Source organism: Halorientalis salina, from assembly GCF_005049285.1.
Classification (GTDB): domain Archaea; phylum Halobacteriota; class Halobacteria; order Halobacteriales; family Haloarculaceae; genus Halorientalis; species Halorientalis salina.
Genome location: NZ_SOSC01000011.1, coordinates 55,389 through 80,773, shown reverse-complemented (window position 1 = coordinate 80,773; position 25,385 = coordinate 55,389). Strand labels below are relative to the sequence as shown.

Sequence of the window (25,385 nt, the reverse complement as noted above, 5' to 3'; positions counted from 1 at the left end):
TCGGCGGCGTGCCGACACTGCTGGCATGGACTCGCTGGAGCCGATCGATCTGGACGCGGACCGCCGTCGGATCTACGAGTACGTCGAGCAACACGGCGGCGTTCCCTCCGACCGCGCGCAGGCCGCCCTGGGATTCGAACCCAGGCGGTTCGGGCATCTCGTCTCGATGCTGGATCGAGACGGCTATCTCGATGTCCACGACGACCGCCTCGAAATCGCGCTCGATACCGGCGTCGGGGAAACACACGACCTGGGCGATCTGACGGCGACGATCCGGCCGGCACGGCAGGACGACATCGGGGGGATCGTCGGGACCATGCGTCAGGTGGTCGAGGAGGGTCGGTACGTCGAGGCCGAGAGCGTCGCCCAGCAACTCGATTACGAGGGCGCGCTGCTCCGGCACAACGAGCGCGAGTCGCGGGTGTTCTTCGTCGCGACCGTCGAGGACGAGGTCGTCGGGTGGGTACACCTCGAAACACCGGAACTGGACAAACTCGAGCACACCGCCCAACTCACCGTCGGCCTGATCGAGGAGTACCGCGGCCACGGCATCGGGCGACTCCTCATCGAGCGCGCACTCGACTGGGCCGACGAGGCCCACCTGCACAAGGTGTACAACAGTTTCCCGGCGACGAACGAGTCGGCGATTACCTTCTTCGAGGCGTTCGGTGCCACGGTCGCGGCCACCCGGTCGGATCACTACCGCATCGACGGCGAGCGCGTCGATCAGGTGATGATGGAACTGGAACTCTAACTCCGGGCTCGGGAGATCTCGTCGTCGAGTTCCGTCGCCAGCCGCGACAGGCCGTCGGCGAACGGGCCCTCGCCGTCGCCGGCCTCGTCGACGAGTCCGGTCTCGGCGAGTTCGTCTCTCGCCGCCCGGAGTGCGTCGACGCCGCCGACGGGTTCGGCGTGGAGTTCGAAGTCCCCATCGTGAAATCGGAGGTACCCCCCGAGCAGCGCCGCGACGTACTCGTTTCCGAGGAGCGGCCCACCGCGGTCGAAACAGAGGTGGCCGGTGTCGGTCAGGAAACAGACGGTCGCCGACTGGTCCTCGGGGGCACCGAACTCCAGGAGCACGAACCGCTCGTCGACGACTCGGCGACCGAACACCCACGTCGTCTCCTCGACGCCGCGCACTGATCCCGCGGAGACCAGATACGTCCGGACCCGCTCGCAGGCCTCGCCGTCCATCGACAGCGGACGCGACCCGCCAGTACAGCGCCGGTCCTCGTCGACGAGATGGCCGAGTGCGACGGTTCGCTCGGTCACTGCCGACTCAACGTACCAGGCAACCAAAACGATTGTGCCGCACCCCTCCGTAGCGAACTCTCTCCTTCGTGGGAATCAGATGCCGCCGCCCTGATACTCGCCGAAGACGTCACGCATGGCGTCACAGATCTCGCCGGTCGTCGCGTACGCCTTCACCGCGTCGACGAGATAGGGGAGCAGGTTCTCGTCCCCACGGGCTGCTTCCCGGACGGCCTCTAGCTTGGCGTCGACGGCCTCGTTGTCACGGTCCGAACGCAGCGTCTGGACGCGGTCGATCTGCTCTTGCTCCAGTTCCTCGTCGACCTCCTCGATGTCGACGTCCTCCTCCTCTTCGACCTGGTACTCGTTGACGCCGACGATGATGCGCTCGCCGGCCTCCTGTTCCTGCTGGCGGTCGAAAGCGGTGTCCTGGATCTCGCGTTGGACCCACTGGTCCTCGATGGCCGGCAACATCCCGCCGCGGTCGTCGATCTGATCGAGGATGTCGAACGCCTCCGATTCGAGTTCGTCGGTCAGGCTCTCGACGTAGTAACTGCCTGCCAGCGGGTCGATGGTGTCGGCGGCGCCGGATTCGTGGGCTAGAATCTGCTGGGTGCGCAGCGCCGTCCGGACGGATTTCTCGGTCGGGAGGCTGACGGCCTCGTCTTTTCCGTTGGTGTGGAGGCTCTGGGTGCCGCCCAGGACCGCGGCGAGTGCCTGGTAGGCGACACGGACGACGTTGTTCTCGACCTGCTGGGCGGTCAGCGTCGAGCCCGCGGTCTGGGTGTGGAACTTCAGCTGTTTGGACTTGGGGTTGTCCGCGTCGAAGCGCTCCTCCATGATCTTGTACCACATCCGCCGCGCGGCCCGGAACTTCGCGACTTCCTCCAGGATGTTGTTGTAGGAGGCGAAAAAGAAGGAGAGTTGCGGGGCGAACTCGTCGACGTCCAGTCCGGCCTCCAGCGCGGCCTCGACGTACTCGATGCCGTCGCCGAGGGTGAAGGCGATCTCCTGGGCGGCCGTCGAGCCGGCCTCGCGGACGTGGTAGCCCGAGATGGAGATGGTGTTGAAGTTCGGGACTTCCTCGGCGCAGAACTCGAAGATGTCGGTGATGATCCGCATCGACGGTTCGGGCGGGTAAATGTAGGTGTTCCGTGCGATGTACTCCTTGAGCACGTCGTTCTGGATGGTGCCTCTGAGTTCCTCGCGGTCGACGCCCTGCTTGTCGCCGACGGCGATGTACATCGCCAGCAGGACGCTCGCGGGGGCGTTGATGGTCATGCTGGTCGACACCTCGTCCAGCGGGATGCCGTCGAAGACGGTCTCCATGTCGTCGAGCGAGTCGATGGCGACGCCGGTCTTCCCGACTTCGCCGGCGGCCATGGCGTTGTCCGAATCGTACCCCATCTGGGTCGGCAGGTCGAAGGCCATCGAGAGGCCGGTCTGGCCCTCATCGCGCAGGTAGTTGAACCGCTCGTTAGTCTCGGCGGCGGTCCCCATCCCGGCGTACTGGCGCATGGTCCACAGGCGACCCCGGTACCCCGTCGGGTAGACGCCCCTGGTGTACGGCGGTTCGCCGGGGAACCCCAGCTCTTCCTCGTAGTCTTTCTCCGCGATGTCGTCGGGCGTGTACAACCGGTCGACGGTGTGACCTCCGGTGTCGGTCGTGAACTCGTCTTTGCGTTCCCCGAACCGTTCGACCGTTGGCTCGACCGACTCCGCCTCCCAGTCGGCTTTCGCCGATCGGATCTCCTGGAGGTCCTCCTCGTCGAACATATCCCTGAATCCGGCGCGGCAGCCTATAAACGTTGTTTGACTGCAGTGGGAGTTTACACGTCAGCCGGTCTCGCTTCCTACGTCGTGTTCTGCGCGCGGTCGCGGCAGTCGGGACGCTCGTCAGTTCGGGGACGTGGGTCGGCGGCGTCGCCGCCCTCAGCACAGCAAACGGCCTAAGATTACTTATGTGAACGACCGTTATTGTGTTGCGGATGAGCGTTCAAGCGTTGCTGTTCCAGGCCGTTCTGGTCGTCGCAGGTCTGTTGTCTGTCGGTGTCGCGACCTACGCCTGGCGAAACCGGGAGCGCCGCGGGGCGAAGTTGCTCGTCGGCGTACTCGTCTCGGTGTTTTTCTGGATCCTCATGGCCGGCGTGGCCAGCGTGTTCTCCGGAACGCCCGTCGCCAAAAGCGCGGCGCGACTCTGGTACGTCGGCGTGACCGGTTCCGTGTTGTGCCTCTTTCTGTTGGCACTCCGGTACACCGGGCGCGAAGAGTACATCTCGCGGCGTTCGGTTGCACTCCTGCTGATCGAACCGGTCTTCATCAACGTGGCAGCGTGGGTGCCACCGATGAAGGAGTCGTTCATGGCCTTCGGGGCACCCGATCCGGCTACCTTCATCGGCTACGCCACCACTATGGGACCGCTGTTTCATGCCCACACCGCGTATTCGTACGCGCTCCTGACGGCATCCGCTATCATGCTGGTTAGTTTCGCGTTCCGATCGGAGGCCCTCTATCAGCGGCAGGTCGTGGCCATCCTGGTAGCGGTGTTTGCCCCCTGGATCGGCAACGCGCTCTACCTGTTCGGGCCGATCACCGTCGATCTCACCCCGGTCTCGTTCGCCGTCACGGGGCTGGCGCTGTGGTGGGCGATCTTCAGCGAGGACTTCCTCGAGATCGTCCCGGTCGCCCGCAGCACCGTCGTCGACAACGTCGGGGCCGGCGTGTTCGTCCTCGACCGCGAGGACAAACTGGTCGACATCAATCCGGCGGGCCGCGAGATGCTCGGGCTGGAAGGCACAGACGTCATCGGGAAACGCGCACAGACGCTGCTTGCGTCGCATCCGGCGGTTCGGGACCGTTTCGAGAACGTCGACGATATGGAAGCCGAGCGTGAAACCGAAGTGTCGTTCGGCGCTAGCACCTACCAGGTCGAGATCTCCCCGCTGTACGATCAGCGCGACACTTTCATCGGGCGATTGTTCCTCGTCCACGACGTCACCGACCAGAAGCGCCGCCAGCGCGAACTCGAACGCCAGAACGACCAGCTCGAACAGTTCGCCAACGTCGTCTCCCACGACCTGCGCAACCCCCTCAACGTCGCATCGGCGAAACTCGAACTCGGGCTGGTCAAGGACGAACGCGAGCACTTCGAGGACGTGCAGGACGCTCACGAACGGATGAGCCGGATCATCGAGGACGTGTTGACACTCGCACGCGAGGGCCAGGGGGTCGACGAGCGAACGCGGGTCCGGCTCCGGTCGCTGGCTCGCCGCGCCTGGGACAACGTCGAGACGACCGACGCCGAACTCCGGGTCACGGGCGACCGCGAGTTCGAAGCCGACGAGCAGCGCCTCCTGCGGGTCTTCGAGAACCTCTTTCGGAACGCGCTCGAACACGGGCGCGACGACGCGACCGTGACCGTCGGGCCGACTGAGGAGGGGTTCTACGTCGCCGACGACGGCCAGGGGATTCCCGACGAGCACGGGAACGAGGTCTTCGAAGACGGGTTTACCACCAACGAGGACGGCACTGGGTTCGGGCTCTCGATCGTCCAGAACATCGTCGAGGCCCACGGGTGGGAGATCTCGGTCACCGACAGCGAGTCTCGCGGTGCCCGCTTCGAGGTGACCGGAATCGCGCCGCTGGTCGATCAGGCATCAGCCAGTTGAAGAGACGACGGAAGCGAAACGACCGGCCGACTCGCCGCGTTCGACTCAGCGTCCGGTGTCGTACTTGTAGGTCGCTTCGTCGGGGTCGATGCCGAAGTCCTCGGGGCCCTCCTCGGGTTCGTCGTCGCCCTCGTCGGGGTCGGCCCGCTTGAACGCCTCGCGGAACTTCCCGGGCATGGTGAACGCCGCGACGGACAGTTCCATCGGGGCGGCTTCCGGCGCACTCATCTCTCGTTTCTCGTCGAGTCGGTCCCGTAGCTTCTCCGGGAGGTCTGCGGGGTCGGTCCGATCGAAGCCGAACTGCTGGAGATACGTCGGCTCGTCGGTCAGCGAGTAGACGGTGTCGAACCCCTCGTCCCCGGCCTTCTGGATGAGTCGTTCGACGACGTGTGCACCCACGCCCTGCTCGCGCCAGTCGTCGAGCACGCCGATGGACGTGAGTTCACACACGTCCTCGCCCTCGTCGGTCTTGTGGATGCGAATGCGGCCGAATCCGGCCTTCTCGTTCGTCTCCTCGTCGATGGCGATGACGTAATCGCGCGAGCGGAAGGCGGTCTCGTCCAGGCCCATCTCCTCTATGTGATCCAGCAGCCAGACCTCCTCGCGGTTTTTCGCGTCCCGGACGTACATGTGCGACTCTTGGCCGCCCCAGGTGAAAAGGGTTTATCGCACTCGGACGATGGTTCCGCCGTCCCGGGACCGAAACCTCTTTTCGGCCGGTTGTTTTAGGCCAACCTAAAATGGTTGGAGAGAGCCTCGGGGAGATACGGGCCCGAATCGAGTCGCTGGCGACCGACGACGGGGACTACTGCGTCGTCTGCGGTCGAACCGGGGTGCGTCCCGTCCCGGTCGGACACGAACGGTTCCCGGACCGGGAGACGGCCGAGCAGGCGGCACAGGCGGCGACGGCGTACCGGTCGGTTCTCCGGCGCTGGGACCCGCGAGCGCCGCGGTACGACTTCATCGCCTGTGAGATTCCGGAGGGACCCGGCGTTCTCGACTACCGGGCGGCGACGGCGGGGCGGCCCGACGCGTCGCTGACGGGGTTCTGTCACGACGTGGCCGCTGCGGTGTTCGAGGCGCTGTCCGCGCAGGGGTTCGACGACCCCGAATCGGCGATCATGGACGCATACTGTGAGTCCGCCGACGCCATCGACGACCCCGACGACCTCTGTCTCCACCTGTTGTCGACGCTGGCCGTCGAGGTCGACGCGCGGCTGACGGCCGACGACCAGGCCCGCGTCCTCCGGGCGGCCGCGAGCGAATTCTCCGGGCCGAGTACGGACGAGGAGCCGCTGGCAGGGACCTTCGACCGGCTCCAGGCCGTGACCCTCATCGACGACTACGACATCGAGGCGACTCGGGAGCGGACGGTCGGACGGCAGTCCTGGACCGTCACCGTCGAGGATTACGCCCTGCCGACGACCGCCGACGCCATGCCGACGCTGCCCATCGGCATCGACCTCCTCCGGCGACTCCCGCGGGCACAGCTCGCCCTCGGCGACGGTCGACTGCTCGGTTCGGGCAGCTTGCAGTTCGAGGTGATCGCGACCGAGAACGGGCCGTCCGGCGGACTCGTCAGCGTCGAACTCACGGGGTAAGCGCGACGGGGGCCGAACACGATACCGGCGTCAAAACTACTTAGGCACCGGTCGTCGAGAAACGAGTACGGAACCTATGACATCCGAATCGCTCGCAGAGCTTGACGAGGTGGTCCACGAACCGAGCCGGGAGTTCGTCGAGTCGACGAACGTCTGGCAGTTCATGCAGGAGTACGACATCGGCGACTACGAGGAACTCATCGAGCGTACCACGACCGACGTCGAGGGGGTCGACGACTCCGGCGTCGAGTGGTTCTGGGACGAACTGGTCGATTACCTCGGCATCGACTTTTTCGAGGACTACGACCACGTGCGAGACGACAGCGAGGGGCCGGAGTTCACCGACTGGTACCCCGGTGGTGAACTCAACGCTGCCTACAACGTGCTGGATCGACACGCAGCGCCCGACAACGAACGACGGAACAAGGTCGCGTGTATCTGGGAAGCCGAGGACGGCGAGGTTCGAGAAGTCACCTATCACGAACTCCACCGCCAGGCCAACCAGGTCGCAAACGCGCTCGAAGAACGCGGCATCGAGACGGGCGATACGGTTGGCCTCTACATGCCGATGGTGCCGGAAGTCATCTCGATTCTCTACGGCTGTTTCAAGGTCGGCGCGATCGCGGTCCCGATCTTCTCCGGGTTCGGCGTCGACGCCACTGCGACCCGCATCGAGGACCCCGAATGCAGCGTCCTGTTCACCGGCGACGGCTTCCAGCGCCGCGGCGGCGAAGTCACGCTCAAGGAAACGGCCGACGAGGCCATCGAGGAGGCCGACACCGACGTCGAGCACACCATCGTCTACGACCGCCTCGGACTGGCGAGCGCTGGCGAAATCCCCTGGGACGCCGACCGCGACGAACACTGGGATGAGGCCGTCGAAACCCAGGCCGACGAGTACGAGACGAAATCGCTTCCCTCCGATCAGGAGTCGATGCTGCTGTATTCGTCGGGGACGACGGGCAAACCGAAGGGGATCGTCCACACCCATTCGGGCGCGCTGATGCAGGCGGCGAAGGAACTCCACTTCGGGTTCGACCTGAAACCCTCGGATCGCTTCTGTTGGGTGAGCGACATCGGCTGGATGATGGGTCCCTGGACGCTGATCGGCACCCACGCCTTCGGCGGCACGATGGTCATGTACGAGGGCGCGCCCGACCACCCCCAGCCCGACCGGTTCTGGGAGATGATCGACCGCCACGGCATTACCCAGTTCGGGATCTCCCCGACTGCCATTCGTGCCCTGCGGAAGCAGGGTGACGACTGGGTCGAGGGCCACGACCTCTCCTCGCTCCGACTGCTCGGCTCGACGGGCGAACCCTGGGACCCCGAATCCTGGCAGTGGTTCCACGAGACGGTTGGCGGGGGCGACACGCCGATCATCAACATCTCCGGCGGGACCGAGATCATGGGTTGTTTCCTGATGCCGATGCCCATCAACGACCTCAAACCCTGTACCCTGGGCGGGCCGGGTCTGGGGATGAACATCGACATCGTGAACCACGCCGGCGAGTCCATCGCCGACACTCACGAGCGGGGATTCCTCGTCGCCCGCGATTCCTGTCCCTCGATGACCAAGTCGCTGTGGTCCGGCGACGACCGTTACCTCGAGGAGTACTGGTCGTCCTTCGAGGACCCGCCGCTGTGGGACCACGGCGACTGGGCCCAGAAGGACGAGGACGGCTTCTGGTTCCTTCACGGCCGCGCCGACGACGCGCTCAACGTCGCCGGCCGCAAAGTCGGCCCGGCTGAAGTCGAAGGCGCGGCCATGGAACACGACGGCGTGAATCAGGCCGCCGCCGTCGGCGTCCCCGACGACACGACGGGAACTGCGGTGGTTCTCTACGTCATCGTCGAGGACGGCGTCGACGAGAGCGACGAGTTGCGCGAGGAAATCACGGGCATGGTCGGCGAGGAACTGGGTAAACCGTTCCGGCCCCGGGAGGTGCTGTTCGTCGACGAGTTCCCCAAGACCCAGTCGGGCAAAATCATCCGCCGGGCCGTCCAGGCAACCTACACGGACGAGGATCTGGGCGACATGAGCAGCATCGAGAACCCCGACGCACTCGACGAGGTCGAGAACGCCCGTTGACGCCGGTCTCGTGTCAGCGGCGAGGACGAATCGGGGATCTCAGTGGAGCCTTTGAACGGAGCTGCTGATCTCCTCGACCCGGTCGGTCTGTTGCTCGTTCGAGGCTGCGACGGCTTCGATCTCGTCCGTAATGTCGTGTACCTGCTCGACGGCTTCGTCGATCATGCTGGCGACTTCCTCTGTCGAGGCGGCCTGGTCGTCCGCCGCTGCTGCGACCTCCTGGATGCCGTTAGACGCCTCCTGGATGCTCTCGACGATGTCGGTCAGTTTGTCCATCGCGGCCTCCACCTCCTCGATTCCCTCGTCGACCTGGGACGTGGTCGTCGCCAGGCTGTCGACCGTCTGCTCGGTGTCACGCTGGATGTTCTCGATCCGCTGTTCTATCTGCCCGGCGTACTCCTGGGACTCCTCGGCGAGGCTCTTGACCTCGTCTGCGACGACGGCGAACCCCTCACCGGCCTCGCCGGCGCGGGCGGCCTCGATCGAGGCGTTGAGCGCGAGGATGTTCGTCTGGTCGGCGATGTCGTTGATGACCTCGACGATCTCGTCGATCTCGCTCACCCGTTCTTGTAACTGATCGACGTCGGCACGAACGGTGTCTGCCGAGTCCGCAGCGGTCTCCATCATCGCGATCGCCTCTTCGGCCGACTCCTGTCCCTCGATGGCCAGGTCCGTGGCCTCACTGCTCCGTGCGTCGACCTCGTCGGCCGTCGACGCGACCTCCTCGACCGTCGCCGAGAGGTTCGACACTTCCGTCGCTACCTGTTCCATGTTCGTGGATTGGTCACTCGAGAGTTCGCTGATGTCCTTCGAGCGCTCGGCCACCTCCGAGGCCATCGCCTGCAGGTCGGCTATCTCCTCGTCGACGCTCGCAGCGACCTCCTGCTGGCGATCGAGTTCGGCCTCGAGGTCGTTGTTGAACGAGTCGATGTAGGTGTCCATCGCGACGCCCTGGTCGAGCAAGAGCAACTTCAACAGCGACCCCATCCGGTCGGAGAGGGTCTCGGCGACCTGTTCGGCGGTCTCTCTCGTCTCGGAATCGGCGTCCGCTGGAACGAGTTCCGAAACCGCGTCGTCTGCCAGTCCATCCAGCAGTCCCTCGTAGTAGATGCTGTAGGCTCCGAGGTAGATCTTCGGCCCGAGGTCGAGCATGTCGTGAATCTTCCCGATCCGGGCCCGGCGTGCGAAGTACTCCTGTCCGTAGGACCCCTGTCCGAGGTCCATGAGATACTGCGCCTGGTCTCGCTTGAGTTTCTCGACGCCCTTCGAGGACGACTGGAGGATGGCCGTACTATCCTCGAAGGACTGGAGGTGAGTGTAGAACTCGTCGACGAGGTCCTGTGCGACGTCCTCGAAGACGTGTGAAACCGCCGATAACTCTGCCGCGTCCTGTTCGTCGAATCGGGTGAACGACTTGCGCCACTCGATTTCGGCGCTGTCGATGCCGATGGCAGTCGCGAGCGACTTCCCATCGACCCCTTTTCGATCCGCAGAGGTGATCTTGTACCCGTCGGTGGAGCCGACCGACTGCTGGCCAGAATTGGCTGTCATGATTTCACCCAGGGAGGATTTCGGGAAATATAACGTGCCCTACTAGTGAGGTACGATCTTTCGGAATAGAGCCGTCAATGCGTACGAGAGGGCGCGTTTACAGGATGGCGTCGGCCGAGACCGTCCGGGTATCCGAGACCTCGTCGTCAGTCACCGTCATCGTCCCCGTTCTGTCCGTCCCTGGAAGGAGTATCGTCGCCTGAACCGACAGCGGCGCGAGGACGCCCGCGACGAGCGTCCCCGGGCGTGCGAGCGACGACTCGACGGCCACCTCGTCGTCGGCCGTCAGATCCTGGTCGGCGATGACCCGTTCGGTCGCCGAGAGGAGTTGGTCGTGGGTGTAGGTCTCGTCGTCGGTCACCAGCACGTCCGTGTCGGGATCGACCCGATCCGGCGGCATCGTCGGGTTCTCGCTCCAGACGTCCCGCTCGAAGTGAATCACGTCCGGGTCGTCGGGCTGGTCGCCGTAGACGACGCGTTTCGTTCCGGGTGCCGGTTCCCAGTCCACGAGCGGATCGGCCGGCCCCAACACGAGTCTGGCGTCGCCGTCCGTGGGGTCACCGAACCGTACTTCGGCACCGAGCAGTGCGCCGGCGAAAAAGCCCAGCAGCGCCTGGGGCGTCGCGTCGTCAGCGATCGCTACCCGTCGTCCGGGGCCGAGTCCGTGATACCGGAAGAGGCTCGCGGCCTTCCAGGCGTCGGTACAGAACTTGTGGGCGGTGTAAGGCTGTGACGCACTCGAGTACACGAGCGGTTCCTTCCGGCGGCGCTCTCGTGCGACGAGGTCCCCGATGACGTTCATACTGACGGCTAGCTGTTCGGGGACCATATACGTCCGGAAAAACGGCGCGAGGCCGCCGAGGGGAAGGGGGTGGGGTTACAAGTAACGGTCGTTCGACCGATACCGACCCCGCGCCGTGGTATCATACACCCCCCATAATATTAAGCGTAATTGAAGGAAAATAATACGTTCAGCAGCCGAGATGGGTTCTCGACGGTTCTACACCGGGGCCAGACTAGTAAGGAAACCGAACGGTTCCCGGACTGGCGCTCAGAAACTGTTCTTGATCTTCTCGAAGAAGCCCTGATCGACCTCGATTTCCTCGCCGCCGGCCTCCGCGAAGGCTTCGAGCGCCTCGCGTTGTTCCTCGTTTAGACTCTCCGGGGTGACGACCTGCGCGCGGACGAAGAGGTCGCCCTGACCGCGCCGGCGCAGTCGGGGCATCCCTTTGCCTTCCAGTCGGAACACCTCGCCGCTCTGGGTTCCCTCCGGGATCTCCAGTTCGACCTCGCCGTCCATCGTCGGGACGGCGACCGTATCGCCGAAGACGGCCTGCGGGAACGAGACCGCCTGTCGGTAGTAGAGGTCGTTTCCTTCCCGCTCGAACTCGGGGTGTTCGGCCACCGACACCTCGATGAGCAGGTCGCCGTTGGGGCCGCCCTCCTCGCCGGGTGCACCCTCGCGTTCCATCCGGAGCGTCTGGCCGTCCTCGATGCCGGCGGGGATTTCCACCGACAGGGTCGTCTCGTTGCGGACCTGGCCGTCGCCGCGACAGGTGCTACAGGTCTCCTCGTACAGCGTCCCCTCGCCTCTGCAGTTCCGGCAGGCCGTCGTCTGCTGGACCCGACCCATCGGGGTCTGCTGGACTTTGGTGACCTGGCCGCGACCGTTACACTCCGGACAGGTCTCCGAGTCGCTCCCCGGCGGGTGACCGCTCCCGTCGCAGTCCGGACAGCTCTCGGGGCGGGTGATGGTCAACTCCTTTTCGGCCCCGTGGTAGGCGTCTTCGAGGTCGACTTCCATCGTCGTCCGGAGGTCCGGTCCCTGCCGCGGGCCGCCCCGGCCGCCGCCACCGCCGCCGAAGAACTGCTCGAAGATGTCGCCCATGTCGCCGAACGGGCCACCGGCGCCGCCGCCGCCACCGAAGGGGCCACCGCCGGCACCGCGACGGCCGCCCGCGCCGCCGTCGAAGCCGCCCTGCTTTTGGGCCTGCTCGAAGCGCTCGTGGCCCATCTGGTCGTAGGCCTGGCGCTTCTCCTCGTCGGTCAGGACCTTTTTGGCCTGCTGTATCTTCTTGAATTTCTCCTCTGCGTCGGGGTCGTCGCTGACGTCCGGATGGTACTCCTGGGCCTTCTTCCGGTAGGCCTGCTTGATCTCGTCCTCGCTCGCGTTTTGGGAGACACCCAGCACCTCGTAGAAGTCCTCGCTCATTCGTTACCGGTCCCTATTCGATTGAGCTACTTGAAAAGAACGGGTCTGATAACGGCCCGGCACGCGCCGAGACGAACTGCGGCCCAGGTGACTGGCGGGTGTCCATCCAAATGGCGCGAACTCAGCGAGCGAACGGCAACCGAGGCTGTTTGGCACTCACTGTGTCTCGGTCGCCGTCGTTTCACGTGCCTCGCCGCGCCCGCTGGCCCAGCCGCCCACGGCACCGGCGATGGCCCCGGGGATCGCCTGCCCGAGCAGCACGAGCAGTCCGACGACGACCGCGCCCGTGGTGACGACGACCCCTGCGAACAGGACCCCGAACACTGCGAGGACGACGAGCGTGAGCAGTCCGCCGATGACCGTCGCGAGTCCACCGTGGATCGCTCCGTCACCCACGCCGGTTACCATGTAGCCGGCGACCGCACCACCGATCAATCCCGGTACCGCGTGGACGACCGCCGTGGTCTGACTCGGCGGGACCAGCCACGAGACGATCAGTCCGAGTGTCACAGCCACCAGGAAGCCAACGAATACCGCTCTCCAGTTGATATCCATGGAGCACGGTACCACTTCTCACCGCATAGTTATTATTTCAGTATCGATGGCTCTGCGTACCGGTCGCGAGCTATAAACGGACGAATTCGTTCGTTCAGTCCGCGAAAATCCCTGTACTCCTTCAGCTTACAACACTCGTTTCGACTCCGCAAAAATGCAGTTCGGCTTTCGGACCGGCGTGAGCGACGACTCGGCTTACTCGTCTTCGTCTTCCGAGCCGAAGACGACGGCTCAGACTCGCGTTACTCGTCTTCGTCGTCGTCTTCGACGTCCTCGAAGTCCGCATCGACGTACTCCTCGTCACCCGCTCCGGCACCGGCTGCGCCTGCGCCCGCGCCGCCCGGTCCGGCACCTGCAGCCCCACCGGGGCCGGCACCGGCAGCGCCGCCCGGACCCGCACCACCGGCGGCCTGCTGGGCCTGCTGCTGGTACATCTGCTTGCCGATCTCCTGGAGTTCCTCCGAAAGCGTCTCGGTCACGTCTTCGAGTTCGTCCTTGTCGGCGTCCTCGTCTTCGAGCGTCTCCTCGACGTCCTCGACGGCTGCTTCGATGTCTTCCTCGAGGTCCGCGTCGATGTCCTCCTCGTTCTCGTCTAAGAGCTTCTCGGCGCGGCGGACTGCGGCCTCGGCGTCGTTGCGCGCCTCGATCCGCTCGCGGCGTTCCTGGTCCTCTTCGGCGTGTTGCTCGGCTTCTTCCTGCATCTGCTCGATCTGGTCGTCGCTGAGGCCGGCACCGCCCTCGATGGTGATCGACTGGGTGTTGCCCGACCCCTTGTCCTCGGCCTCGACGTTGACGATGCCGTCCTCGTCGATGCTGAAGCCGACCTCGATCTGGGGCGTTCCGGCCGGTGCCGGCGGGATGCCGGTGAGCTGGAACTCCCCGAGCAGTTCGTTCTCCTCGGCCATCTCGCGTTCACCCTGGAACACCCGGACCTGGACGGAGGTCTGGTTGTCGGCGGCCGTGGTGAAGATCTTCGACTCCTCGGTCGGAATCGTGGTGTTCTTCTCGATGAGGCGCTCGAACAGGCCGCCCTTGACTTCGATACCCAGCGACAGGGGCGTCACGTCGAGCAGGACGATGTCGTCGACCTCGCCGCCGAGGACGCCGGCCTGGATCGCCGCGCCCAGCGCGACCGCCTCGTCGGGGTTGACGTTCTTCTTGGGCTCCTTTCCGGTCAGCTCCTCGACTTTCTCCTGGACCTGGGGCATCCGGGTCGACCCGCCAACGAGGAGGACCTCGTCGATGTCGCTCTTGGAGTAGCCCGCGTCTTCGAGGGCCTGCTCGGTCGGACCGACCGTCCGCTCGACTAGGTTCTCGGTCAGCGACTCGAAGGTCGCGCGCGTGATCTTCTGTTCGAGGTCCTTCGGGCCGTCGTCGTCGGCCGCGATGAAGGGCAGGTTGACTGTCGTCTCCTTCCGGGAGGAGAGTTCGACCTTGGCTTCTTCGGCGGCCTCGGTCAGCCGCTGGAGGGCCTGGCGGTCGTCGCGGAGGTCGATGCCGTGTTCGTCCTCGAACTCGTCGGCCAGATGGTCGATGATGGCCTGGTCCCAGTCGTCCCCGCCGAGTTCGTTGTCACCGTTGGTGGCGACCACTTCGTAGACCCCGCCGCCGAGGTCGAGCAGAGAGACGTCGAAGGTCCCGCCACCGAGGTCGTAGACGAGCACCGTCTGGTCGGACTCGTCGTCGAGGCCGTACGCCATCGACGCGGCGGTCGGCTCGTTGACGATCCGTTCGACCTCGAAGCCGGCGATCTCGCCGGCGTCCTTGGTCGCCTGCCGCTGGCGGTCCGAGAAGTACGCCGGGACCGTGATGACGGCTTTTTCGACCTCGTCGCCGAGGTACTCCTCGGCGTCGTGTTTGATCTTCTGGAGGATCATCGCCGAGACCTGCTCGGGCGTGTACTCCTCGCCGTCCAGTTCGACGTAGTAGCCGTCCTCGCCCATGTGGCGCTTGATGGACTGGATGGTCTGCTGGGGGTTCTGGACGGCCTGGTTCTTGGCCGGTTTGCCGACCAGTCGCTCGCCGTCGTCGGTGAACGCGACGACGGAGGGTGTCGTCCGTTCGCCCTCGCTGTTGACGATGATTTCCGGGTCGCCGCCTTCCATCACCGCGAAGGCGCTGTTGGTGGTACCGAGGTCGATACCGAGAATCTTGTTGCTCGCCATGTTATCACCACCTACCGGTCTGAGTCGGTTAAAAGTTGCTAGATTCGTGACGACCGATCTCAGCGCAGTTCGGTCGTGTCCGGCGTTTTCGGCCATACCCCGTCGCCGTCACCGGGACTTATATTAGGTACCGCAAACCGACCGTTCGTTCGATCCGCGGCCGGCGTATCGCCCGGCCTACTGGCCGTCGGGCCCTTCGCTGACGGTGACCTGTGCCGTCCGAATTACCTTCTCGCCCATCTCGTAGCCCGGCCGGTGTACCTCCGCGACGGTGCCTTCCGGCTGGTCGCTCTCGACGCGCAGGAGCACCTCGTGACGCTGGGGGTCGACCGCATCGCCCGGGTCGGGCGTGACCTCGGTAACGTTCTCGCGTTCGAGTTCCTCGTCGAACTGGCGGAGCGTCGCCTCGATGCCGTCGCGGATGTCGGCGTCCTCGTCCTGGTCCAGGGCGCGCACCAGGTTGTCCCGAACGTCGAGCAGTCGCTCGACCAGGTCCTCGGTGGCCCGCTCCTTTTCCTCCTCGCGGCGCTTTTTCATGCGCTTCTTGTAGTTCTGGAAGTCCGCCTGCGTGCGCTTGAGCCGCGATTCGAGGTCCTCTTTTTCGGCCTCACTGGTCTCCAACTGGGTTTCGAGCGACGCGACTTTCGTCCGGAGCGCGGCGACCTCGGTCGCCACCTGCTCGGCGTCGGCGTTTGTGACGCGCTCGACGAGTTCGTCGTCGACCGACACGTCGGCCGCGTCGGTGAGTTCGTCTATCGACACGTCGTCTGGGACCTCGGTCCCGTCGACGAGGTCGTCCAGTGCGTCGGCTGCATCGGCGGACGCCCCGGCAGCCGACTGCTCGTCGGTCGCTGTCCCGTCGGGCTCTGCCTGGTCGTCCGTCGTCTCGGAGGCGTCCGGCTCGCTCATGTTCCCGGGAAGGTTCGGGACGGGTAAAAGCGTTCAGAAATCGGCCGTCGATACACTCTTTCACCCGACCCGCGTAGCGCCGCCCGTGCTGACGCTCACCTACGACGAGGGGACTGTCCACATCACTGGGTCCGTCCCGGACGGCCTCCCCGGCGTCGAGCGGGACCAGCGCTCGAAGAGCGCCCGCGCTCCCGCCTACCGGTATCAGGACCTCTGTCGAGCCCTCGGCGAGCGCGGGGTCGCCTACGACGACCGCGTCTTCGACCTCCCGGATCTCGACCTCACGTCGACGTACGAACTCAGGAGCTACCAGCGGGACGCACTCGACGCCTGGCGGGACAACGACGACCGCGGCGTGCTCGAACTCCCGACGGGGAGCGGCAAGACCGTCATCGGCATCGAGGCCATCGAGCGACTGGGGACGCCGACGCTCGTGGTCGTCCCCACCATCGACCTCCTCGAACAGTGGCGGGCGGAACTCGACGCGGAGTTCGACGTCCCGGTCGGGCAGTTCGGCGGCGGCGAACAGCGCCGCGAACCGATCACGGTCTCGACGTACGACTCGGCGTACCTGCGAGCCGACGAGGTGGGCGACGAGTTCGGCCTCGTACTCTTCGACGAGGTCCACCACCTCGGCGGCGAGGGCTACCGGGAGATTGCGCGCCTGCTGGCCGCCCCCGCACGGATGGGTCTGACGGCGACCTTCGAGCGGCCGGACGGTGCCCACGAGGTCGTCGAGGACCTCGTCGGGCCGCTGGTTTATCGCATCGACGTCGACGAGTTGGCCGGCGACCACCTGGCGGCCTACGACATCAAGCGCATCGAAGTCGAACTGACGCCCGAGGAGCGCGAGGCCTACGAGCGCAATCAGGAGACCTTCACGGATTACCTCGCGCAGTCGAACATCCAGTTACGGAGCGGCAGCGACTACCAGGAACTCGTCAAGCGGTCGGGCACCGATCCGCGTGCGAGGGAGGCGCTGCTGGCCAAGCAACGAGCGCGCGACATCACGATGGAAGCCGATCGGAAGGTCGCGGAACTGGAAGCGATTCTCGGCCGGCATCGCGACGACCGGATCATCGTGTTCACCGCCTCGACCGACCTGGTGTATCGGCTCTCCGAGCGGTTCCTGCTGCCGGCGATCACGCACGAGACGCCGACGGCGGAACGGCGGGAAATCCTGGAGCGGTTCCGAAGCGGAGAGTACTCGCGGGTCGTGACGGCGAACGTCTTGGACGAGGGCGTCGACGTGCCGGACGCGAACGTTGCGGTGGTGCTGTCGGGGAGCGGGAGCGAGCGGGAGTTCACGCAGCGACTCGGGCGGATCCTGCGGCCGAAAGCCGACGGGGGGCGAGCGCTGTTGTACGAGGTGGTGAGTGAGGAGACGGCGGAGGTCCGCGTGGCCGAGCGGCGACGGTGAGGGGTGTCTCAGCGTACGCGGTCGGGCGGGCGGAGCGTGGCCGAGCGGCGTCGGTGAATCAGACGTACTCGAAGTTGAACCCGACCGAGAACGACCCCGCTTGCCAGTCCTCGTACCGGTAATCGAGGACGATGGAGACGTCTGTACTCTCACCGCTCTCCACATCGATCTGCTTCCGCTCGACGGTTTCCTCGCCGTCGAGGCTGGCGTCGACTCGCATCGTCGCCGTCCGGTCGACGGACGCGGGGTTCGTGACGGTCGCTTCGATCAGGACGTTCCCGTTCGGGCCCTCGGAGATGGTGTAATCGTTCTCCACCCGGAGCGGTTTGCGCGTCGTGAGCCCACCGCTGTTACCACCGTCGGGGTCGCCCGGCGTCCCGGTCGGCGGTGCTGGAGTGGGTGAGGGGGCCTCGGAACAGCCCGCGCTTCCGACCGCGAGGAGGCCGAGCGCACGCACGACCTGTCGGCGCTGCATACGCCTGGGTGGACGGCCGTTCGGTATGAATCTTCTCTCTCCAGTCCGCTTTTGCCCGTCGGGGTCCGAGAACCGGGCGTGCTGACGAAGGACCTGCTCAGGGTGTCCCGCGCGGGCGGCGGCTACCACCCCCGGTTCGCCACGGACGACGACCGCGAGCTGGCGGCTCGGGTCATCGGCGTCTTCCAGGGCCACGTCGGGCAGTCCCGGGGCGACCTCGACGAGGCACTGACCGCCCTCGAACGCGAGGCCGACGACTTCAAACTCGTCCGCGGGTTCGCCAAACTGCTCGACCGCCAGGCGACCGTCGAGACGCGGGCCCCGGTCGAGCCGCGCCGGGCGCGCGACGCCGCGTTCACCGCCGCCGAGTCCGTCGGCGTCGTGACCGAAAGCGACCGCGAGCAGGCACTGGCCCGAGCGGCCGACGACCTCGGGGTTTCGCCGGCCGACGTCGAGCAGGCCCTCTACGCCGACCGCGAAACGCGACAGATCATCGCGGACGTGGACGTTCGCTGGAGTCCCGAGGACCTGCTCGCCCAGTACGACCTCTCGCTGGCTCAGACCGCACTGTTCGATGCGACCGAGGTCCGCGTGCGCTCGTCGGACCCCAAAGCGGTCGTCTCGGCGGTCAAGCGCCTCCGACTGATGTACGAGATCCGCCGAACGGACGGCGACCGCGAGGTGGTGGTGACCGGCCCGGACGCCCTGTTCAGGTCGACGCGGCGATACGGCACCCGCTTCGCCCGGCTGCTCCGAACCATCGCCAAGACCGCCGACTGGCGGCTGACGGCGACGATCGACGACCGCGGAACCGACCGCGAGATGACCCTCACCGACGCGGACGTGTCGGTCCCGGGCGTCGACCCGGTCACGGAGGTCACCTTCGACAGCGGCGTCGAGGCCGATTTCGCCAGGCGCTTCCAGTCGCTGGATCTGGACTGGGACCTCGTGCGTGAACCCGAACCGCTGGAAGCCGGCGCACACGTCGTCATCCCGGATTTCGCCTTCGACTACCGGTACGGCGACTTCCGTGTCTTCTTCGAGATCATGGGCTTCTGGACGCCCGAGTACGTCGAAAAGAAACTCTCCCGGCTGGCCGACCTGGAAAACGTCGAGATGGTCGTCGCCGTCGACGAATCCCTCGGCGTCGCCGAGGACATCGAAGCTCGCGACCACCGGGCGATCCCATACTCCGGGAGCGTCCGGATCAAGGACGTTCGCGACGTGCTCCGACGGTACGAGGACGACCTCGTCGCCGACGCGTCGGCTGATCTTCCCGCGGAGCTACGACCGGACGACGACGCCATCGCCCTCGACGTGCTCGCCGAACGGCACGGCGTGAGCGCAGATACCCTCGAAGGAAAATCGTTGCCGGACCACGAAACGGTCGGACGGACCCTTGTTCGACCGGGGGTACTGGAGGCGTTGGACGGGGTGATCGAGGCGGGGATGGCTCTCGACGGCGTCGAGCGGGCACTCGACGAGTACGGTATCGACGACGCGAGCGCGGTCCTCTCGCGATTGGGCTACCGTGTCGAATGGGAAGGACTCGGCGGCGGGACCGTTCGGGAGAAGTAACGGGGCGGTCGTCGCGGAGCGAAGTGGTTTTCCGCCAGTCGTTCGGGAGGACAGGTATGCAGGACCTCAGCGCCCACCACGTCGGTATCACCGTCAGCGACCTCGACCGCGCCGTCGAATTCTACAGCGAGGGACTCGGACTCGACGTCCTCGCCCGCTTCTCGATCGGCGGCGAGGCGTTCGCGACCGGTGTCGGCGTCGACGGTGCCAGCGCGGACTTCGCCCACCTCGACGCCGACGGAGCGCGAGTCGAACTCGTCGAGTACGACCCCGAAGGCGATGACGACACGGGCGGCGACGTCAACCAGCCAGGGGCGAAACACCTGGGGCTCGCCGTGGACGACGTCGACGCGTTCTACGAGAACCTGCCCGAGGACGCCGAGACGATCAGCGAGCCACAGACCACCGAGAGCGGCACGCGGATCCTGTTCGTCCGGGACCCCGAAGGGAACCTGGTAGAGATCCTGGACGCGTAGGGAGCCGACCACGGCTGACCAAAAGGTCATACTTTCTGATTGTGTATCTCTAGTATGCGTCTTCGAAACCTCGCTCTCGTCGTTGCCAGCGGGCTCGCGTCGTTTCTCGCTGTCGGCGTCCTGGTAACCGAACTCGCTACGCCGTACATCGAGTTCTCACTGTTCGTCGGCCTCCCCGTCGGCCTTCTGGCCGGTGTCGCTGTCGCAGCAATCGTCGCCGTCGGACTCGGACCCGCGGCCGGTCCCGGACGCCGACGGCCAGCCCTCGCGCTCGGGACCTTTGGAGTTACGTTCCTCGTCGTTCTGTTTGGTGCAGCAGGCGGGTTCGAGACCGGAACGGTCGTCGCGCTGATCGCGGCGTCGGTTCTGGGGCTCGTCGCAGCAGTGGCTGTGTTTCTTTGGGCAGAGAACGGGCAGACGGCGGGTGCCGTGGCTGATCGACGATAAGTCCTGTATGAGCATCCGCGCGAGCAGAGCGAGGCGCGAGCACCGTGAGCGCCTCGGGAAGACGAGCGGTGAAACCGCGAGTCAGCGAGCGCGGTTCACTTCTCGCGAGGGTCGGAGACCCGAGCGAGAAGGTCGTTTTCATGAACGTTTTACGAGGAGCGGTCGCGGCTATGCCGCGACCCGACGAAGTAAAAGGTTCACATGTAGCCGAGGTCGCGCAGGCGCTCCATCAGGTCCTCTTTGTCCTGGGCGCGGCCCGCGCGCTCGGTCGTGTTGGCCATGTCCTGCAGCCAGGCGGGTTCCTCGGCGGCCTTGTCCGTGCTGACTTCACTGCCCAGCGAGCGGAAGCCGGCGAAGTACTTGGGGCTGACAGGGATGTCGTCCTTGGTGAGGTCACCCGGCAGGTCGTCGTCGGCCTCGGGGACGTAGCCGTCGTCGGGGAACTCCTCGACGGTGTCCGGAACGACGAAGTGCCAGAAGGCGTCCCAGACCGCGGGCTCGTCGAACTGCAGGATCGGCTGGATGCGGTCGTGCGGGGGGTAGATGTCCGGGTCGTGACGCGGCGAGTAGAACGTCTCGTCGGCGCGGGCTTCCTGCTCGTCCCAGCGGACGCCCGAGATGACGCCGTCGACGTCGTGCTCTTCGAGGGCGTCGTTGAGCGCCACCGTCTTCAGCAGGTGGTTGCCGACGTAGGTGTCCAGCAGGAAGGGGAAGGTGTCTTCCTCGTATTCCAGCAGGTCGCGGATGTGGTGCTGGTTGTGCTCGGAGAGCTCAGAGATCTCGATGTCGTCGCCGGGAGTCAGGCCGTGCTCGTCGACGTAGTCGCCCACGTCCTCGTTGCGGGCGTAGATGACGTCGAGGTCCCACTCCTCGGCCCACTTGTCGACGAAGTCGTGGAGGTCGTCGAAGTGCTGGAAGTGGTCGATGAAGACCGCGGGCGGGACTTCGAGGTCGAACTTCTCGGCGACCTCCTTGATGAAGTACAGGGTGAGCGTCGAGTCCTTCCCGCCGGTCCACATTACCACCGGGTTCTCGTACTGTTCGAGACCCTCGCGGGTGACCTCGATGGCCTTCTCGATCTTGTCCTCGATCGCCGCGTAATCGGCCGGGTCCTCGTCGCTGCCGGCCTCGTAATCGACGTCCAGGTATTCGGGGAACTCCGACATTGTGTAATGAGATATAATTAGGTCCGGTAAGTGTTTTTCGACCTGGCAGTTCTATGGCCTCCTGTACCAAACAGTACGGGGGTCACTGGCCTGTGGGTTTTAGGCGCTGCCGCCTGTCGGTACAGGTATGAGCGAGTTGCAAGACGAGCTACAGGCCGCTCTCGAGGACGGCGGGTACGAGATCGGGGAAGTCAGTACGAACCGCGATACGATTCGCGTGGTGGTCTTGGACGAGGATGCGGAGGCGACGGACCTCCGATCGATCGCTACGGACGTGGTCGACGAAGACGAGATGCTCGCGCTGAACGTCACGACCGAGTCCATCGACGGGCAAGACAGGATGGGAACGGTGGTCTCGTTCCGGCATCGGCCCTCGTAGTCGTACGGAGACGGATCGAAAACGGCCGAGAGAGGTAACCCGTAGCTCGGTCGGTTAGCTGATGAACTTGTTGTCGCGCCAGTTGACGCCGCCGCCGCCATCGTCGTCGGTCGGTTCTTCGACGACGTTGATGGAGGCGGGTCGGGTCTCGCCGTCGACGATGCGGGTCGCTCGGAGTTCGCCGTCGACTGCGGCGACGGCGGTGAGCGTTCCCTTTTCGGCGATCTTCGCGATGTTGCAGAGCACCTCGAACATCGGGTACTGGAGCGACGTGTTCTGGAGAACCGTCTCGCGGTCGCCCTTGAAACAGGCGTACTCGACGAGTTCGGATTCGATCTCCTCTTCTTCCTCCTCGAAGGTTCCCCACTGCGGGCCAGTGCCACCACCGCTCCGACCACCCGGACCGCCCGGACCGTCCTCGGGTTCCTCCTCGTAGACCCGATTTTCGGTGATGCTGGCCTTGAGCTGTGCCGTCGGCGTGTATTTGCTCATGCTCTCGTCGGCGGCGACAGCACTGATGATTAGCGTGTTGTTGCGACGAGTGATATCGATGTCCTGCATCTCCACGGGGAGTTCAGGATCCTCGAAGTACTCGTAGACGTCTTCCAGCGGCAATTCAAGTGTCGAATGTAGTCTGTATACGCGGCTGGTCATGATTTGGATGAGTGGCGGTCGGCTGACACCGGGCTGTTCACTGGGATATACGCACCCCTATCATATATGGCCTGTCCTTCCTGTGAAGCGTGTAAACTGTGTTTCGTGTTAACGCCACTCAATGACTCGAACGGCCGTTTTCCGGACGGTGACGGGCGGCCTCTCGGGGTCACCGGGGCCGGTAACGTGCTGGTTACGGGAGAAGTTTAGTACGGCCCTTCCCTACGGATGGATACGTATGAGTGACCAAGCGGAATACGAGGTCGTCGTCGTCGGTGGCGGACCGGCCGGACTGACTGCCGCCCTGTACACGACGCGGTTGGGCCACGACACGGCGGTCATCAACCGCGGTGGCGGGCGCGCAGCGATGATGCAGGACACGCACAACGTCATCGGCATCACCGAGGACGTCTCGGGCAACGAACTCCTCCAGACCGCGATCGAACAGATCGAAGGGTACGGCGCCGACTACCACCAGGACTTCGTGACCAGCGCGGAGCGGACCGACGACGGCCGCTTCCGGCTCGAAGCTGGTAACGTGACTGCCCTCACTGACCGCGTGGTGCTGGCGACCGGGTTTAGCGACCAGCGGCCGGACCCGCCGCTGCCACGGACGGGAAGCGGGCTCCACTACTGTCTCCACTGCGACGCCTACATGTTCGTCGACGAGCCGGTCTACGTGATGGGCCACGGCGAGAGCGCGGCGAAGGTCGCGATGATCATGCTCAACTTCACCGACGAAGTCGACATTCTCACGCGCGGCCACGAGCCGACCTGGAGCGAGGAGACGGCCCGCCAGCTCGACGCCCACCCGGTCGAGGTGTTCGACGCCGACATCGAGGCCGTCGAGAACGGCGACGACGGCTGGCTCGAAGGCTTCGTCTTCGAGGACGGGACGTTCGAGGAGTACCGCGGCGGCTTCGCCATGTACGGCTCCGACTACAACACCGACCTCGCCGAGCAACTCGGCGTCGAACTGAACGACGACGGCACCGTCGCGGTCGGCGACCACGGCGCGACCAGCGTCGACGGCGTCTACGCCGTCGGCGACGTCGTCCCCGGCCACAACCAGATTCCGGTCGCGATGGGACAGGGCGCCAAGGCTGGCATCGACATCCACTACGGCCTCCGCAAGTTCCCCATGTCGCTGGAGGAAATCGAAGCGCAGGACGGCGTCGACGAGGCGGACGCACCGGCGATTTCAGACCGGCTTCGCGGCCGTGCCGCCGCTCACCGCCGCGACGGCGAGGCCACGGCGGACGACTAGCGACCCATTATTTGGGGCACAACAGTTACGGGTCAGCGAGTCCGGACTCTACCGGATGACAGACGCTCGCTTTTCGTCGGCGACATCGCTCGCGGCAGCGGTGCGATCGGGCGACCGCTCGCCGGTCGACCTCGTGGAGACCGCGCTCGACCGCATCGCCGAGCGCAACGACGACCTGAACGCCTTCGTCACGGTACTCGAAGACGAGGCCCGTGAGCGTGCACACGAGGCCGAACAGGCCATCGAAGAGGGGGCGGATCTGGGGCCGCTCCACGGCGTGCCGATCGCCATCAAGGACCTCCACCAGCCGAAAGCCGGCGTCCCCGACACCGGCGGGCTGAAGCCGCTCGCCGACAACGTCGCCACTGAAACCGCCCTGGTGGTCGAGCGACTCGAAGCCGCGGGCGCCATCGTCCTCGGCACGACGAACACGCCGGAACTGGGCCACACGATGCGGACGGACAACGAACTCCTCGGCCCCACGCCGACGCCGTTCGACCCCGATGGCGAGCACAACGCCGGCGGCTCCTCGGGTGGGAGCGCGGCGGCGCTCGCCGACGGCATCTGTGCGCTGGCGACTGGTTCGGACGTGGGCGGGTCGCTCCGCAACCCCGCCTCGTGTTGTAACGTCGTCTCGGTGAAACCCACCTACGGACTCGTCCCTCGGGACGACCGGCCCGACGCGTTCGGGACTCACACGCCCTTCGGCGTGATCGGGCCGATGGCTCGGACCGTCGAGGACGCCGCGCTCATGCTCTCGGTGCTGGTCGGCAGGGACGACGTCGACCCGTTCAGCGTCCCAGCCCCCGACGTGGACTACGTGGCCGCGACCGACCGACCCGCCGACGACTACAGTCTGGCGTACACGCCGGACCTCGACACCTTCCCGGTCGAAGAGACCGTTCGGTCGGTCTGTCGCGACGCCGTCGACGCGGTCGCCGACGCCGGCCTCTCCGTCACCGAGGCTGCCGTCGACGCACCGAGCAAGGGTGACCTGACCTACGCCTACGGGACGACCGCGACACCGCAGTTCGCCCGCATCGCGCGCATCCTGGCCGCGGAACACGGGATCGACGTGACCGGCGAGGACGCAGACGACCTCTCGCCGTCGTTCGTCAACACGGTCCGGATGGGCCAGGGCTACGACACCGATGACTACCTGGACACGAACACCATCAGGACCGAACTGTACGACGCCGTCGAGGCGGTGCTGGCCGACCACGACGCGCTCGTCATGCCGACGCTCGCGACCCCGCCGCTGACCCACGACGAGCCCTATCCGACCGAGATCGACGGTGAATCCACCAGCGGCCTGCCGATGGACTGGGGGCTGGCCTGGCCGTTCAACCTGACCGGCCACCCCGTGCTGTCTGTCCCGGCCGGACTGACCGACGACGGCCTCCCGATCGGTCTCCAGGTCGTCGGCTCCCGCTTTGCGGAGGACGACTTACTCGCCATCGCGGCCGCCTTCGAGGACGCGAACCCCTGGGCCGACCACTACCCCGGTGCCTGAGCGCTC

Annotated in this window: 23 protein-coding genes; 11 read left to right on the top strand and 12 right to left on the bottom strand. The window is 65.6% G+C overall.

Going from position 1 to position 25,385, the window contains the following annotated elements; genetic code table 11:
• Positions 1–25: 25 nt before the first annotated feature.
• Positions 26–754: a GNAT family N-acetyltransferase gene (locus E2481_RS16095; protein ID WP_136718191.1), complete on the top strand. Its 729-nt coding sequence runs from the start codon at positions 26–28 to the stop codon at positions 752–754.
• Here E2481_RS16095 and E2481_RS16090 read toward each other — a convergent pair.
• Positions 751–1,272 carry a hypothetical protein gene (locus E2481_RS16090; RefSeq protein WP_136718190.1) on the bottom strand — a complete coding sequence of 174 codons (522 nt, stop codon included), beginning with the start codon at positions 1,270–1,272 and terminating at the stop codon, positions 751–753. The two genes, E2481_RS16095 and E2481_RS16090, sit on opposite strands and share 4 nt — an antisense overlap.
• A gap of 75 nt (positions 1,273–1,347) precedes the next feature.
• Entirely contained in the window at positions 1,348–3,027 is a 1,680-nt protein-coding gene (locus E2481_RS16085) for an acyl-CoA mutase large subunit family protein (RefSeq protein ID WP_136718189.1), read from the bottom strand.
• Between the two features lie 212 nt (positions 3,028–3,239).
• Between E2481_RS16085 and E2481_RS16080 the strand changes: the two genes are divergently transcribed.
• Complete coding sequence (locus E2481_RS16080) at positions 3,240–4,919, top strand: histidine kinase N-terminal 7TM domain-containing protein (protein ID WP_136718188.1); 1,680 nt, start codon at positions 3,240–3,242, stop codon at positions 4,917–4,919.
• Between the two features lie 45 nt (positions 4,920–4,964).
• Here the strand turns inward: E2481_RS16080 and E2481_RS16075 are convergent, their stop codons facing one another.
• On the bottom strand, positions 4,965–5,549 hold the full coding sequence (locus tag E2481_RS16075; RefSeq protein WP_136718187.1) for a GNAT family N-acetyltransferase: 585 nt from the start codon (positions 5,547–5,549) through the stop codon (positions 4,965–4,967).
• 110 nt (positions 5,550–5,659) lie between these two features.
• On the opposite strand from E2481_RS16075, the gene E2481_RS16070 reads away from it, so the two are divergent.
• The gene (locus E2481_RS16070; protein ID WP_136718186.1) at positions 5,660–6,520 is read left to right on the top strand and encodes a DUF7551 domain-containing protein; all 861 of its coding nucleotides are present in this window, start codon (positions 5,660–5,662) and stop codon (positions 6,518–6,520) included.
• Between the two features lie 76 nt (positions 6,521–6,596).
• Positions 6,597–8,612 carry an AMP-binding protein gene (locus tag E2481_RS16065; protein ID WP_136718185.1) on the top strand — a complete coding sequence of 672 codons (2,016 nt, stop codon included), beginning with the start codon at positions 6,597–6,599 and terminating at the stop codon, positions 8,610–8,612.
• A gap of 39 nt (positions 8,613–8,651) precedes the next feature.
• Here E2481_RS16065 and E2481_RS16060 read toward each other — a convergent pair whose 3' ends face one another.
• The 6 genes from E2481_RS16060 to E2481_RS16035 all read right to left on the bottom strand — a co-directional run bounded on the left by E2481_RS16060 (position 8,652) and on the right by E2481_RS16035 (position 16,004).
• Positions 8,652–10,163, bottom strand: a complete 1,512-nt coding sequence (locus E2481_RS16060) for a globin-coupled sensor protein (protein ID WP_136718184.1) — start codon at positions 10,161–10,163, stop codon at positions 8,652–8,654.
• A 97-nt stretch (positions 10,164–10,260) separates the two neighbouring features.
• Positions 10,261–10,965, bottom strand: a complete 705-nt coding sequence (locus E2481_RS16055) for a hypothetical protein (RefSeq protein ID WP_136718183.1) — start codon at positions 10,963–10,965, stop codon at positions 10,261–10,263.
• Positions 10,966–11,214: 249 nt separating this feature from the next.
• Complete coding sequence (gene dnaJ / locus E2481_RS16050; RefSeq protein ID WP_136718182.1) at positions 11,215–12,375, bottom strand: molecular chaperone DnaJ; 1,161 nt, start codon at positions 12,373–12,375, stop codon at positions 11,215–11,217.
• A gap of 156 nt (positions 12,376–12,531) precedes the next feature.
• Positions 12,532–12,930: a DUF5518 domain-containing protein gene (locus E2481_RS16045; protein ID WP_169302468.1), complete on the bottom strand. Its 399-nt coding sequence runs from the start codon at positions 12,928–12,930 to the stop codon at positions 12,532–12,534.
• 242 nt (positions 12,931–13,172) lie between these two features.
• Complete coding sequence (gene dnaK, locus E2481_RS16040) at positions 13,173–15,095, bottom strand: molecular chaperone DnaK (RefSeq protein WP_136718181.1); 1,923 nt, start codon at positions 15,093–15,095, stop codon at positions 13,173–13,175.
• A gap of 177 nt (positions 15,096–15,272) precedes the next feature.
• Positions 15,273–16,004 carry a nucleotide exchange factor GrpE gene (locus E2481_RS16035; RefSeq protein WP_136718180.1) on the bottom strand — a complete coding sequence of 244 codons (732 nt, stop codon included), beginning with the start codon at positions 16,002–16,004 and terminating at the stop codon, positions 15,273–15,275.
• An 85-nt stretch (positions 16,005–16,089) separates the two neighbouring features.
• Between E2481_RS16035 and E2481_RS16030 the strand changes: the two genes are divergently transcribed.
• Positions 16,090–17,424, top strand: a complete 1,335-nt coding sequence (locus tag E2481_RS16030; protein WP_136718179.1) for a DEAD/DEAH box helicase family protein — start codon at positions 16,090–16,092, stop codon at positions 17,422–17,424.
• A gap of 58 nt (positions 17,425–17,482) precedes the next feature.
• Here the strand turns inward: E2481_RS16030 and E2481_RS16025 are convergent, their stop codons facing one another.
• Positions 17,483–17,899, bottom strand: coding sequence for a hypothetical protein (locus E2481_RS16025; RefSeq protein ID WP_136718178.1), 417 nt, complete (start codon positions 17,897–17,899; stop codon positions 17,483–17,485).
• A gap of 78 nt (positions 17,900–17,977) precedes the next feature.
• On the opposite strand from E2481_RS16025, the gene E2481_RS16020 reads away from it, so the two are divergent.
• Genes E2481_RS16020 through E2481_RS16010 form a run of 3 tightly spaced genes read left to right on the top strand, consistent with a single transcriptional unit; the run spans position 17,978 to position 20,400 of the window.
• Positions 17,978–19,477 (top strand): DUF790 family protein, encoded by a 1,500-nt coding sequence (locus tag E2481_RS16020; RefSeq protein WP_136718177.1) that lies wholly within the window; start codon positions 17,978–17,980, stop codon positions 19,475–19,477.
• 56 nt (positions 19,478–19,533) lie between these two features.
• On the top strand, positions 19,534–19,953 hold the full coding sequence (locus E2481_RS16015) for a VOC family protein (RefSeq protein ID WP_136718176.1): 420 nt from the start codon (positions 19,534–19,536) through the stop codon (positions 19,951–19,953).
• A gap of 54 nt (positions 19,954–20,007) precedes the next feature.
• The gene (locus E2481_RS16010) at positions 20,008–20,400 is read left to right on the top strand and encodes a hypothetical protein (protein WP_136718175.1); all 393 of its coding nucleotides are present in this window, start codon (positions 20,008–20,010) and stop codon (positions 20,398–20,400) included.
• A gap of 197 nt (positions 20,401–20,597) precedes the next feature.
• Here E2481_RS16010 and E2481_RS16005 read toward each other — a convergent pair whose 3' ends face one another.
• Positions 20,598–21,566, bottom strand: coding sequence for a phosphoadenosine phosphosulfate reductase family protein (locus tag E2481_RS16005; RefSeq protein ID WP_136718174.1), 969 nt, complete (start codon positions 21,564–21,566; stop codon positions 20,598–20,600).
• Positions 21,567–21,693: 127 nt separating this feature from the next.
• On the opposite strand from E2481_RS16005, the gene E2481_RS16000 reads away from it, so the two are divergent.
• Positions 21,694–21,945, top strand: a complete 252-nt coding sequence (locus E2481_RS16000; RefSeq protein WP_136718173.1) for a hypothetical protein — start codon at positions 21,694–21,696, stop codon at positions 21,943–21,945.
• Positions 21,946–21,999: 54 nt separating this feature from the next.
• Here E2481_RS16000 and E2481_RS15995 read toward each other — a convergent pair whose 3' ends face one another.
• Positions 22,000–22,599: a DUF7110 family protein gene (locus E2481_RS15995; RefSeq protein ID WP_136718172.1), complete on the bottom strand. Its 600-nt coding sequence runs from the start codon at positions 22,597–22,599 to the stop codon at positions 22,000–22,002.
• A gap of 238 nt (positions 22,600–22,837) precedes the next feature.
• Here E2481_RS15995 and E2481_RS15990 point away from each other — a divergent pair, with 238 nt between their 5' ends.
• Together E2481_RS15990 and E2481_RS15985 are read left to right on the top strand one after the other, a co-directional pair.
• Positions 22,838–23,866: an NAD(P)/FAD-dependent oxidoreductase gene (locus tag E2481_RS15990; RefSeq protein WP_136718171.1), complete on the top strand. Its 1,029-nt coding sequence runs from the start codon at positions 22,838–22,840 to the stop codon at positions 23,864–23,866.
• 55 nt (positions 23,867–23,921) lie between these two features.
• The gene (locus E2481_RS15985) at positions 23,922–25,379 is read left to right on the top strand and encodes an amidase (RefSeq protein ID WP_136718170.1); all 1,458 of its coding nucleotides are present in this window, start codon (positions 23,922–23,924) and stop codon (positions 25,377–25,379) included.
• The last annotated feature ends 6 nt before the right edge of the window (positions 25,380–25,385 follow it).